The sequence below is a fragment of the Candidatus Weimeria sp. HCP3S3_B5 genome, from assembly GCF_052064335.1.
Classification (GTDB): domain Bacteria; phylum Bacillota; class Clostridia; order Lachnospirales; family Lachnospiraceae; genus Weimeria.
Map to the genome: position 1 here is coordinate 1 of NZ_JBQHVU010000010.1, position 14,211 is coordinate 14,211.

Here is a 14,211-nt window from a genome sequence, read left to right on the forward strand (position 1 = left end):
CCCGTCCATTAAGGACATAAGATCCCTTGTAGACGACGAGGTAGATAGGGCAGAGGTGTAAGCATGGCAACATGTTCAGCTGACTGTCACTAATAGATCGAAGGCTTGATCGAAGGTTTATTCTGTATGAAGTTTTGAAGGTACTTGTTTACAAGCAGGAGTTAGGAATCAGTAATTTCCAGCAAGGGATAGGCTCACTAAACCCTATTCCAATGCTCTTAGCCCCTTCATAAGGCCTGGTGGCTCAGTTGGTTAGAGCGCCGCCCTGTCACGGCGGAGGTCGAGGGTTCGAACCCCTCTCAGGTCGTTGTCTTTATGACAAATGGGATCTTAGCTCAGCTGGGAGAGCATCTGCCTTACAAGCAGAGGGTCATAGGTTCGAGCCCTATAGGTCCCACTCATTCAGTGATAACTGAATAAGCCGATGTGGCTCAATTGGCAGAGCAGCTGATTTGTAATCAGCAGGTTAACGGTTCGAGTCCGCTCATCGGCTTTTTTGTTCTTTTTATAAGGACAAGATGGATGGTTTCCCGAGTGGCCAAAGGGGACAGACTGTAAATCTGCTGCAATTTGCTTCGGTGGTTCGAATCCACCACCATCCATATTTTTTAATATCGCGGGGTGGAGCAGTCTGGAAGCTCGCCGGGCTCATAACCCGGAGGTCACAGGTTCAAATCCTGTCCCCGCAACTCAGTAAAAGCCCTGGGTTTTATCTGACCTGGTGCTTTTTTTATAGATATTTGCCCAGTTAGCTCAGTTGGTAGAGCAGAGGACTGAAAATCCTCGTGTCTCTGGTTCGATTCCGGAACTGGGCAGGAATTGATTAAGGATCCTGGAACAGTATTGTTCTGGGATTTTTTGTTTTCAGGGGTTAGGGATTAGCGGTTAGGAACTTATACTTATAATATTAAATAAAAATTGAAACTCTTCTAATAAATAAACGCTATAATAACACTTTATCTGTAAAAAATCTCCTGAAATTTGAAACCAAATGGAATATTCTCTGGAATTGCTGTTATACTATAGATAGTCTAAAGCAAACAGTGAGAGGCGCACTGGTTGCAGTTGTAGTTATCGCAAAATCAAAAGGGAGAAAGGAGTGCAGAGCAGTTGTTAAGCAGATTCAAACGCATGTCAGCAGTCATACTGTTGACGGTGCTTGCTCTGTCAGCTACTTTCGCGCCGGTTGGAACCAGAGTCTACGCAGCAGATTACACCAAGACTGAGAAGAGAATTGCTTATTCTCTTGCTAAGTATGTAGTAGATGATCTGAAGCGGCCTAACTCCTTTCAGATACTTACTATCGAGAAGGGAAAGATGACAGTCTCTACGAAGGGTTTGAAGGATTATGTTGATTCTCCATACTGGAGGTATGAGTACCGGGTCAAGTATCAGGCAAAGAATTCCAAGGGTGACTATGGTAAGGGCTGGGTGTATTTTACATCTGACCTGAAAATCTGGCAGCCGGATAAGTACAAGTACTATAAGGCTGTTGATGATGATTCAGCGGACACAGTAGATAAGGATATGATCGAAAACGTATCCAGGCTGACGAGCGAGTACTATAAGGACTTATAATGATAGCAGGGTATCATTAGACGAATTAATTCATGAAGGTTCCGGCGGGATGATGATCCTGCCGGGCTTTTTTGTTCTAAAAGCTCTTGCAAGTTTAGTTGAATCGTATTACAATAGATAGGCATTGAAAAAGGAGTTCTTATGGTTTTATGATAGGACGAGAGAGGGAATTAGAGGCCTTAGGAGCCTTCTATGATAATAAAGATACGAATATCCTGACTGTACTCGGCCGTAGTGGAATGGGAAAGACAACTCTACTCAGGGAGTTTTCAAGAAATAAGCAATGTCTTTATTTTACCGCTTACTCTACCACAGATAAGCATCAGAGAGCATTATTTGCCAAGGCAGCCGGAATCCTTGCAGATCCGTCACAGGAAGTGCCGACACTTGAGGAAATCCTGGATAAGGTTACAGAGATGTCAAGAGAGGGCAGGGTTGTCCTGGTGATTGATCACTATTGTGATTTCGCAAGGACCTCGGACTGCTATAATAAGGTCCTTCATCAGTTTATGTCAGAAAAATGGGAAAAGGGTCGGGTAAAGCTTATCCTTTGCGATTCCTCATATCTTCAGATGGAAAAGCTTGTAAGCTCACCGAAATCCATATGGAAGGACATGGAGCTGATCTCGGTAGAGCTTTCACAGCTGTCTTTTACAGATTCAGCGGAGTTTCTGGGCAGGATAGACCCGTTGGAGTCAGCAGAGATATATGGCATTACCGGAGGCATCCCGGTGCTTCTTGAGATAGCAAAGCGGGAGTTCGCCAGGGAAGCTGACCACAGAGAGGCGATCTGGAATACGATCGAGAAGATTTTTCTTTCAAGGTTCTTCGGTTTCAAGGGATCGGCTGAGGCCATACTTGATAAGGAACTTAGGGAAAAGGCTTATTACGACAGGCTTTTATACTCGCTGGCCAATGGATGCCAGAGAGTAAACCAGCTTTCAGTAAAGCTTGGGAGACCAAAGGACGTAGTAGTTCCCTACCTTTCGACACTTGCCAAGCTTGGACTGGTAAAGAAGGAAAACCCGGTCACAGAGCCGAATAACAGACGTAAGACCAGGTATTCACTTGTTTCGGATCATGACAGATTCTATTACCAGCTGATAGTAGCCAGATATGACGAGTACAGCATAGAGGATACAGCCGCGATAAGAGAATATTGTAAGGAGCACAGGGATGAATTCATGAAGCCGGTCTTTACCAGGATCTGCCGCGAATATCTGATGTGGCAGTCAGATCAGAACAGGCTGCCGTTTATAATAACAAATGTAGGCAACTGGTGGGAAAATGACGAGACCACAGGAAAAAGCATAGATTTCGATCTGATGGCAACAGGAGAGGCAGAGGGGAAAAGCGCCTATGCATTTGGAAGGTGCTTCTTCCAGGAAAAAGAGGTCGATATGCTCGATGTAAAGGAGCTTATTGATCTTACGAAAAAGATACATAATAAGGTCACAACCTTTTATCTGTTCTTCTCAGTATCAGGATTTGCGGAAAATGTTCGTACTGTTTCTCAAACAATCCGCAATATTATGCTGATAGATCTGAAAGATATGATATAATGACAGAGGTTTTGCATAAGAAAGGAAAAGTAATGACTGACCATGAACTGAGAATCAAGGCCAACGAGGTGAGAAAGGGCATAATAGAAGGTGTCTACAATGCAGCAAGCGGCCATCCGGGTGGCTCTCTTTCTGCGGCAGATCTGATCACCTATCTGTATTTCGAGGAGATGAATATAGATCCGAAGGATCCGGATAAGGAGGACAGGGACAGATTTGTACTCTCCAAAGGACATAATGCACCTGCGCTTTATGCAGCTCTGGCGCTCAGAGGTTATTTTCCGGTAGAGGACTTAAAGACCTTAAGGCACGTCGGATCATATCTGCAGGGACATCCATGCATGCAGGATACGCCAGGTGTGGACGCATCGAGCGGATCACTTGGACAGGGGATCTCAGTAGCAGTAGGAATGGCTCTTGCCGCCAGGATGGATAATGCAGCATACAGGGTTTATACCCTGCTCGGAGACGGAGAGATCCAGGAGGGACAGGTCTGGGAGGCAGCAATGTTTGCCGGCTCAAGGAAGCTTGATGATCTCTGTGTGATAGTGGATAATAACGGGCTGCAGATAGATGGAGCGGTCGACGAGGTGAATTCGCCATATCCAATAGCAGAAAAGTTCAAGGCTTTTAACTTTTATACAATAGAGCTTGCCGACGGCAATGATATGAGTGCCATAAGAGAAGCCTTCAATGAGGCTCGCCAGGTAAAGGGAAAACCGGTAGCGATCATAATGAAGACCATAAAGGGTAAGGGAGTCTCATACATGGAGAATCAGGCAGGCTGGCATGGGAAGGCCCCTAACCGTGAGCAGTATGAACAGGCAATGGAAGAGCTAACAAAGGCAGGTGAAGCATTATGTCAGAAATAAAAAAGATCGCTACAAGACAGAGCTACGGCGAGGAGCTGGTAGAGCTCGGAAAAGAGCATAAGGATCTGGTTGTACTTGATGCTGACCTTGCTGAAGCCACCAAGACAGCAATTTTCAAAAAGGCATTTCCGGACAGACATATCGACTGCGGGATCCAGGAGGCTGATATGGTAGGCATAGCAGCCGGACTAGCTTCGTGTGGTAAGGTGCCATTCTGCTCTACATTCGCAATGTTTGCAGCAGGAAGAGCCTATGAGCAGGTCAGAAATTCGGTAGGATATCCGCATCTCAATGTAAAGATCGGAGCAACCCATGCCGGAATATCCGTCGGCGAGGATGGAGCAACCCATCAGTGCCTTGAGGATATCGCTCTTATGAGAGTGATACCAGGCATGGTAGTGATAAATCCGGCAGATGATGTCGAGGCCAGAGCAGCAGTACGTGCAGCCTATCAGTACGAAGGACCGGTATATCTGAGGTTTGGAAGGCTGGCAGTGCCAGTGATAAACGACAGACCGGATTATCATTTCGAGATCGGAAAGGGCTATGTGGTAGCAGAGGGCTCAGATGTGACGATCTTTGCAACTGGACTTGAGGTCGATGCAGCAATGACTGCAAGGGAGATCCTTTCAAGGGATGGGATCGACGCAGAGGTAGTAAATATCCATACGATAAAGCCGATTGACAAGGACCTTATAGTAAAAGAGGCGGAGAAGACGGGAAGGGTAGTGACAGTAGAGGAGCATTCAGTGATCGGAGGCTTCGGATCCGCGGTCTGTGAGGTGCTTTCGGAGAACAGTCCGCTTCCGGTAAAGAGAATAGGAGTATATGATACATTCGGAGAGTCGGGTCCGGCAGTAGAGCTTCTGCATAAGTACAGACTCGATGGAGAGGGTATTGCTGAACAGGTAAGAACTTACCTTAAATAACAGGTGTCTATGAGCAGAAGGAAGAAAAAAAGAAGAAGCAGAGCGTGGGGCTTTCTCTGGTTTCAGCTGGTCGTACTCGGACTTATCATTGCCGCAGTAGGAGTCTACTACGGCAGCGGATTCGGATCAAAGGTGAGCCGGCTGAAAAATGAGGCCCAGTATCTCGTGGACAATTCAACAAAGGAAACCTTCCGGACGGATGAAACAGGCGTGGCCTATGACTCGGATGGAAAGGTGATCTCTACTCTGAAGCGTGATAAGGACGTGAGATATCTGACCTATGATGAGATACCAGTCGAGGTAAGACAGGCCATAGTCTCAATCGAGGACAAGAAGTTTTACGAGCATCACGGAGTGGACTTCAAGGCCATAATGAGAGCTGCAGTCTCACTCGTCAAGCACAACGGAGAGATAAAGCAGGGTGGTTCTACTATCACAATGCAGCTTGCCAGAAATGTTTTCCTGACTCAGAAGCGTACTTGGCAGAGGAAGATAGAGGAGATCTTTATTTCTCTGGCGCTTGAAAAGAAATACTCAAAACATCAGATACTTGAGTTCTACCTCAACAATGTATATTTCGGAAACGGATATTATGGTATAGAGGCAGCCTCACAGGGATATTTCAGAAAGGATGCGGTAGATCTGGACACGTCGCAGGTAGCCTTCCTCTGCGGACTTCCAAATGCTCCGAACAGATATGATCCGAGAAAGAATCTTCCGGCTGCCCTGAAGCGAAGAGACAGGGTTCTTCTGAATATGAAGGAGGACTCGATACTGAGTCAGTCAGAGTATCAGGATGCGGTCAATGAAGAGATAAAGATCAAGAAGGAAAAGGGCTATTACCATAACTATATGGAGACCTTCGTCTATTACTGTGCGACAAGAGCCCTGATGGATACAGACGGCTTCGAGTTCCAGTATGACTTCAGCAGCAAGGCGGAACGAAAGGCATATCAGGCCAGATATAAGCAGGAGTACCAGAAATGGTACAATAAGCTTTTCACAGGCGGCTACAGGATATATACAAGCCTTGACCGGAAGAAGCAGGATGAGCTCCAGAAGAGTATAAATGACGGACTCGCAAGCTTCACAGAGAAGTCAGGCAAGAAGATCTACAAGACCCAGGGAGCAGGCGTCTGCATAGACAATCAGACCGGAGCAGTAGTAGCCATAGTCGGAGGAAGAAGCCAGAATCTGACAGGATATACACTAAACCGAGCTTTCCAGAGCTACAGACAGCCGGGTTCATCTATTAAGCCGCTCGTTGTTTATACGCCGGCCCTTGAAAACGGATATACACCGAATACTATGGTGGATGATCACAAGTTCGAGGGAGGCCCGTCGAATGCCGGAGACAGCTATCACGGTAAGATCACTATGCGTGAGGCTGTGGAGAGGTCGCTTAATACAGTGGCCTGGCAGATATTTGACAAGCTGACACCAAAGGTTGGTATCTCATATCTGTACAAGATGGATTTCTCGAATATAGTACAGTCAGATGAGACGCTAGCGGCCAGTCTGGGAGGACTTACAAACGGAGTATCTCCGCTTGAGATGGCAAAGGCCTACGCCACAATAGAAAATGACGGTGCCTACAGGGATCCTTCCTGTGTGACAAGGATCACTACATCTGACGGGACAAAGGTCTGGGAAAACGACCATAAGGAGTCAGTCGTTTACAGCCAGGATTCGGCCAGACAGATGACAGATATACTTCAGGGAGTGTTCACAAGCGGCTGGGGAACCGGACGATCACTCAAGCTTGGAAATATGCCATGTGCAGGTAAGACAGGAACCACAAATGACTATAAGGATGGATGGTTCTGCGGATATACGCCTTACTATACAACGGCGATATGGGTAGGAAATGATACACCTGTAAGGATATATGGCCTTCAGGGTGCTTCATATCCGGGACACATATGGCAGAGCTTTATGCTAAAGGTCATAAAAGATGAGAAGGAGAAGTCGAAGAGCTTCCCTAAGCCTGTAAAGGTGACAGGAGAGATCAGGGAGGATATCTCTGACGATGATGCAGACAAGGCCGAAAAAGAGCTCGAGGAAAAGAAGAAGCAGGAGGAGCAGCAGAATCAGGCTGCATCGAATAACCAGAATAATACTACAAACACTACCAACGGTACTACCAATGGCACAGACAATTCCAATACCGGAAATACGGACAATACCGGCGGGGACAGCGGTAACACCGGAAACAGTGACAATAAGAACAACTCAGGCAACAAAGGCGATGGTTCCACTGGCGGAGATGAAAGCGGAAGTGACGAGCCTGAAACGCCACCTGTTGATGAGCGTGACGACGATGAATGACCGAGGATAAGGAAATGAAAAAGTATGCTGTAGGCTTTGACCTTGGAGGGACCACCTGCAAGGTAGGATTTTTTGAAACAAGTGGAAAGCTTCTGGAGAAGTGGGAGGTTCCGACAGACAGAAAGGATAATGGAGACCACATCATCCCTAATCTTGCCGAGAACATAAAGAGCTATCTGGGAGGAAAGAAGATATCAACAGATGAGATAGAGGGAGCCGGTATTGGAGTACCGGGAGCAGTCACACCTGATGGCTATGTGAACAGATGCGTGAATCTGGGATGGAATGACAAGCGTTCAGTAGGCGACCAGATGACTAAACTTTGCGGATTTCCGGTAAAGGTAGGAAATGATGCAAATGTTGCTGCAATGGGCGAATATTTCATGGGAGCAGGAAAGGGTGCCCAGAGCATGGTCATGGTGACGCTTGGAACCGGAATAGGCGGAGGCATCGTGATCGAAAACAAGCTTCTGGTAGGATTTACCGGAGCAGGCGGAGAGATAGGCCATATCCATGTGGATGACGATGAGACAGAGGAATGCGGTTGCGGTAATAAGGGATGCATAGAGCAGTATGCATCAGCTACCGGTATAGTCAGGATAGCTCACAGGATGCTTCTTTCCGAGAGCATAGACTCACCGCTTCGTACAATGGCACACATTTCTGCGAAGGATGTATTCGATCAGGCAAAGGCTGGAGACCAGCTGGCAAATATGATCGCTGATGAGGTAGGAAGGAGATTGGGGAAGATGATGGCTATAGTAGCAAACGTAGTCAACCCTGAGGTCTTTATCCTGGGAGGCGGAGTCTCAAGGGCAGGACATATCCTTATCGAGAAGATACGTCCATCCTTTAGCGAGTATGCCTTCCATGCCTGCAAGGATACGCGTATTATGCTTGCGACACTAGGGAATGATGCCGGTATCTATGGAGGAGTTGGACTGGTTCTGAGCTGAAAATAGTTCTTGCAATTACCGGACAGTAGTGATATAATCATACTGTTCGGTTGCGATGCGTGGCTCAGCTTGGTAGAGCGCTGCGTTCGGGACGCAGAGGTCGCTGGTTCAAATCCAGTCGCATCGATTTCTATAATCAGGAGGCTAAGGGTTATCAGATCCTTAGCCTTTTTTAGCATAAGGAGGGAATAATGATAAGAAAATGGGCGACAATCACAGGAGCCGGCTCCGGTATCGGAGAGGAGGCGGCAGTAGAGCTTTTTGACATGGGCTACAGCCTTATCCTGATAGGGCATGGAGCCGATAAGCTTATGGCTGTCAGGGATTGCCTTGCAAAGAGGAAGGCCAGACGAGAGAAAAAATGCGGTCCGTGTGACCAGAAAATAGCACTTATAGCAAAGGATCTCTCAGATCCATCCGGCCGGGCAGAGGCCTGGAAGGATATAAAGGGAATAATTGACAAGGAAGGAGGCCTTCCGGCTATCCTGATAAACAGCGCCGGCTTCGGGGCGGTTGGAAATTTCAGAGCTATCCCCTATGATCTGCAGGAAAATATGGTAGACCTTAATGTAGAGGCAGTGATGTTTTTTACATACCGTATGGCAGACCTCATGGAGAAAAATGGAGGCGGAAGGATCCTGAATGTCGCAAGCAGCGCCGGACTATTTCCGGGAGGCCCCTATATGTCAGTCTATTATGCTACAAAGGCCTTTGTAGTAAGCTTTACTAACGGCATAAGGGAGGAACTTGAAGAATCGGGAAGTCCGGTAAAGGTATCAGCCCTATGTCCGGGGCCTGTGAATACGCCGTTTAATAAAAGAGCCGGCGTTAGGACTCCTCTTCATGGAATAAGTGCTAAAAGATGTGTAAGGGCAGCGATAAGAGGCATGAAAAGGCAGCAGGCTATTATCCTTCCGGGCCTTTCGATAAAGCTGGCAGCAGCTGGAGCGAAGCTGCTTCCGGCAGGGATCATGCTTCCTCTTACCGCCCATCAGCAGAAAAAGAAGCTTAGGAATGGCAAACAATAGAAAGGAAAGAACTGTGGAAGAAAAGCAGAATGAAGTAAAGGACCAGGGCTTCTGGAGTGATAAGAATGCTTCAGAGAGAGCGCCTGAGAAAAAGCCCGGCATATGGTCGGAAATAGTGTCTTATCTGGTCATGGTAGCTGTAATCATGGCAGCCATGTGGACCCTTACACATTTCGTTATAGTGAATGCGCGTATACCGTCCGGGTCGATGGAGAATACAATAATGACTGGTGACAGGCTTATCGGGACCAGATTTACCTACTGGTTCAAGGGACCGAAGAGAGGAGATATAGTCCTCTTTCACTGGCCTGTAGATCCGAAGACCATATATATAAAGCGCTGTATAGGCCTCCCTGGTGAGACTGTCACTATAAAGGACGGCGGTGTCTACATCAATGACAGCAAGACCCCTCTGAAAGAAAAATATCTGAAGGAGGAATGGGTCGAGGCAAATGATGGCTTCGTTTTCCATGTTCCAAAGGACTCTTATCTGATGCTGGGCGATAACCGCAACAATTCTCAGGACAGCCGCTACTGGGCGGAGGTGGCCATGGAAGAGGGAGTAGCAAAAAACGCAAAGCAGGCCCAGAAGTATACCTATGTAAAGAAGAGCCAGATAATGGCAAGAGCCTGGTTCAGGTATAAGGGAGGGTTTAAGGATCTGACAAGGACGGCGGGGTATTAGGTGAGAGGTCAAACCTCACACCACCCTTGACAACCCCTCTTTTTTGCACTACAATACTTCGAAACCGAACTATTCGTTATAGAACTAATCGCGAAAGGAGGTATTTACCTTGCATGACACTATGCTTGATGAGGATTCACATATCATCGGCTTTCAGACCAGGGTCCTGATGAAGAATATGAGAAAGGCCTTCGAGGATATCCAGTATGAGACTTTTCCTGACCAGACTGCTGTTTCGCATGGATGGGTCGTAGGCTATCTCTATCGGCACAGGGACGAGGAGATATACCAGAAGGATCTGGAGAAGGTCTGTCATATGGCGCCGTCATCGATCACGGCCATGGTAAAGAGTCTTGAGAAATCAGGACTTATAAGGCGAGAGGCGGTCGCGGAGGACGCCAGGCTAAAAAGGATCGTGATCACAGAGGCCGGGGAGAGATTCCATGACAGGACGATAGAGAATTTCAACCGGCTGGAGGCTATAGCGGGGGAGGGGATATCAGAGAAGGAAATGGATAGGTTTTTTGATATTTTAATCCGGATAAACAGGAATCTGAAGAATTTCCGGAAGGAGGCAGAAGGTGCGAAATATAGTTAAAAATATCAAGGGATTCTGGGCTGTCTCAATAGCGACTCCCATTGCTATGCTTGCCGAGGTGGCGATGGAGATGATACTTCCGTCGCTTATGGCCGGGATCATAGACGACGGAGTGAATAAAGGCAATATGCATGTGATCCTGGTCTTTGGAGGATATATGCTGCTTGTGGCCCTTATAGGGCTTGTAGCCGGAATAGCAGGGGGAGTATTCGGGGCAAAGGCCTCGGCTGGTCTGGCAAAGAACCTGCGCGGCAGCATGTTCAGGAGGATCCAGGAATATTCATTTGAGAATATAGACAGATTCGAGACATCTTCCCTTATCACAAGACTTACAACAGATGTGACGAATGTGCAGAATTCATATATGATGCTTCTTCGTATGGGAATGAGAGCCCCGGCCTCGCTTGTGGTTGCGCTTGTCATGTCCTTTGCGGTAAGTCCAAAGATGGCCATGATCTATGTCTATGCACTGATATTCCTTACCATAGTGCTCATTATCATGCTTCCTGTCGTAAGCAGGATGTTTAGCAGGGTATTTAAAAAATACGATGCGATGAACGAGAGCGTCCAGGAAAATGTAAACGCGATCAGGGTGGTAAAGGCATATGTAAGAGAGGACCATGCGATAAAGAAGTTCAGGGACAAGAGCCAGGATATCTATAAGAATTTCCTCAAGGTGGAGAAGCTCATGACCCTTATAATGCCGGTCATGATGGCAACTGTTTATTTCAGTATCCTTATGCTTTCATGGAGAGGCGCTAAGCTGATAGTCGGAGGTTCCCTTCAGACAGGACAGCTGGTCCAGCTGCTGACATACTGCATGAGCATACTTATGAGCCTTATGATGTTTGCGATGGTTGCGGTCATGATCCTTATGAGTATGGCATCGGTACAGCGTATAAGCGAGGTACTGGATGAGAAGCCAGCAGTTTCCAATCCTGAGGATCCGGTAATGGAGATAAAGGATGGAAGCATTGACTTTGACCATGTGAATTTCTCTTATCTGAAAAATGATAATTACGTACTGTCAGATATTGATCTTCATATAAAAAGCGGTGAGACGATAGGAGTGATCGGAGGTACAGGAAGCTCCAAATCTACTCTTGTAAGCCTGATCTCAAGGCTCTATGATGTGTCTGGCGGCGACGTGAAGGTTGGTGGAGTGGATGTGAGAAGGTATGATCTGAAGAAGCTTCGTGACGAGGTATCGGTCGTACTGCAGCAGAATCTGCTCTTTACAGGAAGCATATATGAAAACCTGCGCTGGGGTGATCCGGATGCAAGTGACGAGGAAGTAAAGAGGGCTGCTAAGCTGGCCTGTGCCGACGAATTCATAGAGAAATTCCCTGACGGATATGATACCAGAATCACTCAGGGAGGGACGAATGTGTCTGGCGGACAGAGACAGAGGCTTTGTATAGCAAGAGCCCTTCTGAAGAAGCCTAAGATCCTTATACTCGATGATTCGACAAGTGCTGTGGATACAGCGACCGATTCAAAGATCAGACGGGCATTCCGCGAGGAGATACCGGGAACTACAAAGATCATAATAGCTCAGAGGATAAGCTCAGTATCTGATGCCGACAGGATAGTTGTCATGAATGAGGGCCATATAGACGGAGTAGGGACTCACCAGGAGCTGCTGGAAGGAAACGCGATCTATCGCGATGTATATGAATCCCAGTCAGCAGGTTCGGGAGATTTCGATGAAAAGGAGGAAGACTGATGCCAGGACCACGAAATGCCGGCCGCGGAGTAAAACGGTCGGCCGAGGAAAAGAAAAGAGCAAAAGAAGCCTTAGGACGTCTTTATAAGGATATATTCAGCAGATATCCGATCCATCTGATACTGGTGGTGGTATTTATAGTACTAAGCGTTCTGGCCAATGTCCGCGGAACACTTTTTACCCAGACTCTTATAGACAGCTATATAGTACCTATGGTAAAGGACAAAAGCCATGATTTTGCCCCGCTGCTTCAGGCCATAAGAGGAGTAGCGGCCTTCTATATAATAGGTATCATATGTACCTATATGTACAATCTGCTGATGGTCTATGTCAATCAGGGAATGCTGCGTACCCTGAGGGACCAGATGTTTTCGCATATGGAGAGCCTGCCGATCAGGTACTTTGATACCCATGCCCACGGCGATATCATGAGCTGCTATTCAAACGATATCGATACCTTAAGGCAGATGATAAGCCAGGCCGTACCCCAGATCATAAATGCAACGATCACTATTACGGCGGTCCTGATTTCCATGATCTATCTGTCTCCGCTGCTTACTGTGCTTACTCTTGCGATGACGGCTCTTATGATCTTCGTCACAGGAAAGGCAGCCTCGATCTCAGGACGCTTCTACACAAAGCAGCAGTCCGATATAGGTAAACTGAACGGAAACATAGAGGAGATAATGAACGGGGAGAAGGTAGTCAAGGTCTTCAACCATGAGAAACAGGCAATAGAGGACTTTGACAGACTGAACGAATCCCTCTATACAAGCTCATCCAAGGCCAACAGCTACGCCAATATCCTGGGACCGATAAACAATCAGCTGGGAAATGTCAGCTATGTGCTTATAGCTGTAGCAGGAGGAGCGATGGCGGTTTCAGGCTTCGGATCTCTTACGCTTGGTAAGCTTGCAAGCTTCCTTACATTCAACAAGAGCTTCAATATGCCTATTTCCCAGGTCAGCCAGCAGCTGAACTTCATTGTAATGGCAGCAGCAGGCGCTCAGAGGATCTACGCTCTCTTAGATGAGGAGCCTGAGCAGGATAATGGCTATGTGACTCTCGTAAATGCCAGAGAAGAAAATGGCAGACTAACAGAGACAAAGGAGCGAACCGGAGAATGGGCCTGGAAGCACGAGCATCAGGCTGATCACAGCATAGACTACAAGAAGCTCGAGGGCGATGTGGTGATGGAGGATGTAAACTTCGGCTATACGCCGGAAAAGCAGGTTCTCTATGATATAAAGCTCTATGCCAGACCGGGTCAGAAGGTGGCCTTTGTCGGTGCTACCGGAGCGGGGAAGACGACCATCACAAATCTGATAAACCGCTTCTACGATGTAGAGGATGGCAAGATCCGCTTTGACGGTATCAATATCAATAAGATAAAAAAGCCAGACCTTAGAAGGTCTCTTGGAATAGTCCTCCAGGATACCCATCTCTTTACCGGAACCGTGGCAGAGAATATCAGATACGGAAAGCTTGACGCTAGTGATGAGGAGGTCATAGCAGCCGCAAAGCTTGCCAATGCCGACGGATTCATCAGGCACTTAAAGAACGGCTACGATACGGTCCTGAAGGGCGACGGAGCAAATCTGTCTGCCGGACAGAGACAGCTTCTGGCCATAGCCCGGGCAGCAATAGCTGATCCGCCAGCCCTGATCCTTGATGAGGCGACATCATCCATAGATACCCGTACCGAGCGCATAGTCCAGGAGGGCATGGACCGTCTTATGGCAGGCCGGACCACCTTTGTCATAGCCCACAGGCTGTCTACGATCAGAAACTCGGATGTGATCATGGTGCTCGATCAGGGACACATAATCGAGAGAGGAAACCACGACGAACTGATGGCGAAGAAGGGGAAGTACTATCAGCTGTATACTGGCAGGATTGTGAATGCTTAGGAGCTGACATAAAACCATTGTATATTTATACACCATCCC

Annotated in this window: 11 protein-coding genes, 7 tRNA genes and 1 rRNA gene; all 19 read left to right on the top strand. The window is 47.4% G+C overall.

Annotated features, from left to right (window positions below):
* Nucleotides 1-113, top strand: a 23S ribosomal RNA gene (locus ACTNCK_RS06150); the annotation flags it as partial.
* Between the two features lie 120 nt (nt 114-233).
* Nucleotides 234-307: transfer RNA gene (locus tag ACTNCK_RS06155), tRNA-Asp, on the top strand.
* 17 nt (nt 308-324) lie between these two features.
* A tRNA-Val gene (locus ACTNCK_RS06160) sits at nt 325-397 on the top strand.
* A gap of 23 nt (nt 398-420) precedes the next feature.
* Nucleotides 421-493: transfer RNA gene (locus tag ACTNCK_RS06165), tRNA-Thr, on the top strand.
* A gap of 27 nt (nt 494-520) precedes the next feature.
* A tRNA-Tyr gene (locus ACTNCK_RS06170) sits at nt 521-602 on the top strand.
* Between the two features lie 13 nt (nt 603-615).
* Nucleotides 616-689 (top strand) — tRNA-Met (locus ACTNCK_RS06175).
* Nucleotides 690-742: 53 nt separating this feature from the next.
* Nucleotides 743-815 (top strand) — tRNA-Phe (locus ACTNCK_RS06180).
* A 316-nt stretch (nt 816-1,131) separates the two neighbouring features.
* Nucleotides 1,132-1,578 (top strand): hypothetical protein, encoded by a 447-nt coding sequence (locus ACTNCK_RS06185; RefSeq protein ID WP_441081647.1) that lies wholly within the window; start codon nt 1,132-1,134, stop codon nt 1,576-1,578.
* Between the two features lie 149 nt (nt 1,579-1,727).
* A complete protein-coding gene (locus tag ACTNCK_RS06190) occupies nt 1,728-3,140 on the top strand; it encodes an ATP-binding protein (RefSeq protein ID WP_441081648.1) in 1,413 nt (470 codons plus the stop codon).
* Between the two features lie 32 nt (nt 3,141-3,172).
* Nucleotides 3,173-4,012, top strand: coding sequence for a transketolase (locus ACTNCK_RS06195; RefSeq protein WP_441081649.1), 840 nt, complete (start codon nt 3,173-3,175; stop codon nt 4,010-4,012).
* Nucleotides 4,000-4,941 (top strand): transketolase family protein, encoded by a 942-nt coding sequence (locus ACTNCK_RS06200; RefSeq protein WP_441081650.1) that lies wholly within the window; start codon nt 4,000-4,002, stop codon nt 4,939-4,941. The genes ACTNCK_RS06195 and ACTNCK_RS06200 overlap by 13 nt, the downstream gene beginning before the upstream one ends.
* Nucleotides 4,942-4,950: 9 nt before the next feature.
* Nucleotides 4,951-7,269 carry a PBP1A family penicillin-binding protein gene (locus ACTNCK_RS06205; RefSeq protein WP_441081651.1) on the top strand — a complete coding sequence of 773 codons (2,319 nt, stop codon included), beginning with the start codon at nt 4,951-4,953 and terminating at the stop codon, nt 7,267-7,269.
* A gap of 14 nt (nt 7,270-7,283) precedes the next feature.
* Nucleotides 7,284-8,225 carry an ROK family glucokinase gene (locus ACTNCK_RS06210; RefSeq protein WP_441081652.1) on the top strand — a complete coding sequence of 314 codons (942 nt, stop codon included), beginning with the start codon at nt 7,284-7,286 and terminating at the stop codon, nt 8,223-8,225.
* Nucleotides 8,226-8,278: 53 nt separating this feature from the next.
* A tRNA-Pro gene (locus ACTNCK_RS06215) sits at nt 8,279-8,352 on the top strand.
* 64 nt (nt 8,353-8,416) lie between these two features.
* Nucleotides 8,417-9,253, top strand: coding sequence for an SDR family NAD(P)-dependent oxidoreductase (locus ACTNCK_RS06220; protein ID WP_441081653.1), 837 nt, complete (start codon nt 8,417-8,419; stop codon nt 9,251-9,253).
* Nucleotides 9,240-9,938 carry a signal peptidase I gene (gene lepB / locus ACTNCK_RS06225; protein ID WP_441081654.1) on the top strand — a complete coding sequence of 233 codons (699 nt, stop codon included), beginning with the start codon at nt 9,240-9,242 and terminating at the stop codon, nt 9,936-9,938. The genes ACTNCK_RS06220 and lepB overlap by 14 nt, the downstream gene beginning before the upstream one ends.
* 109 nt (nt 9,939-10,047) lie before the next feature.
* Nucleotides 10,048-10,536, top strand: coding sequence for a MarR family winged helix-turn-helix transcriptional regulator (locus ACTNCK_RS06230; RefSeq protein WP_441081655.1), 489 nt, complete (start codon nt 10,048-10,050; stop codon nt 10,534-10,536).
* On the top strand, nt 10,520-12,262 hold the full coding sequence (locus ACTNCK_RS06235; RefSeq protein WP_441081657.1) for an ABC transporter ATP-binding protein: 1,743 nt from the start codon (nt 10,520-10,522) through the stop codon (nt 12,260-12,262). The genes ACTNCK_RS06230 and ACTNCK_RS06235 overlap by 17 nt, the downstream gene beginning before the upstream one ends.
* Nucleotides 12,262-14,172 carry an ABC transporter ATP-binding protein gene (locus tag ACTNCK_RS06240; protein ID WP_441081658.1) on the top strand — a complete coding sequence of 637 codons (1,911 nt, stop codon included), beginning with the start codon at nt 12,262-12,264 and terminating at the stop codon, nt 14,170-14,172. Before ACTNCK_RS06235 ends, ACTNCK_RS06240 begins: the two co-directional genes overlap by 1 nt.
* The last annotated feature ends 39 nt before the right edge of the window (nt 14,173-14,211 follow it).

What these genes read in the sequence shown, in the direction of transcription:
- ACTNCK_RS06185 (WP_441081647.1), top strand. Translation starts at nt 1,132, where the DNA reads ATGTCAGCAGTCATACTGTTGACGGTGCTTGCTCTGTCAGCTACTTTC.
- ACTNCK_RS06190 (WP_441081648.1), top strand. Translation starts at nt 1,728, where the DNA reads ATGATAGGACGAGAGAGGGAATTAGAGGCCTTAGGAGCCTTCTATGAT.
- ACTNCK_RS06195 (WP_441081649.1), top strand. Translation starts at nt 3,173, where the DNA reads ATGACTGACCATGAACTGAGAATCAAGGCCAACGAGGTGAGAAAGGGC.
- ACTNCK_RS06200 (WP_441081650.1), top strand. Translation starts at nt 4,000, where the DNA reads ATGTCAGAAATAAAAAAGATCGCTACAAGACAGAGCTACGGCGAGGAG.
- ACTNCK_RS06205 (WP_441081651.1), top strand. Translation starts at nt 4,951, where the DNA reads ATGAGCAGAAGGAAGAAAAAAAGAAGAAGCAGAGCGTGGGGCTTTCTC.
- ACTNCK_RS06210 (WP_441081652.1), top strand. Translation starts at nt 7,284, where the DNA reads ATGAAAAAGTATGCTGTAGGCTTTGACCTTGGAGGGACCACCTGCAAG.
- ACTNCK_RS06220 (WP_441081653.1), top strand. Translation starts at nt 8,417, where the DNA reads ATGATAAGAAAATGGGCGACAATCACAGGAGCCGGCTCCGGTATCGGA.
- lepB (WP_441081654.1), top strand. Translation starts at nt 9,240, where the DNA reads ATGGCAAACAATAGAAAGGAAAGAACTGTGGAAGAAAAGCAGAATGAA.
- ACTNCK_RS06240 (WP_441081658.1), top strand. Translation starts at nt 12,262, where the DNA reads ATGCCAGGACCACGAAATGCCGGCCGCGGAGTAAAACGGTCGGCCGAG.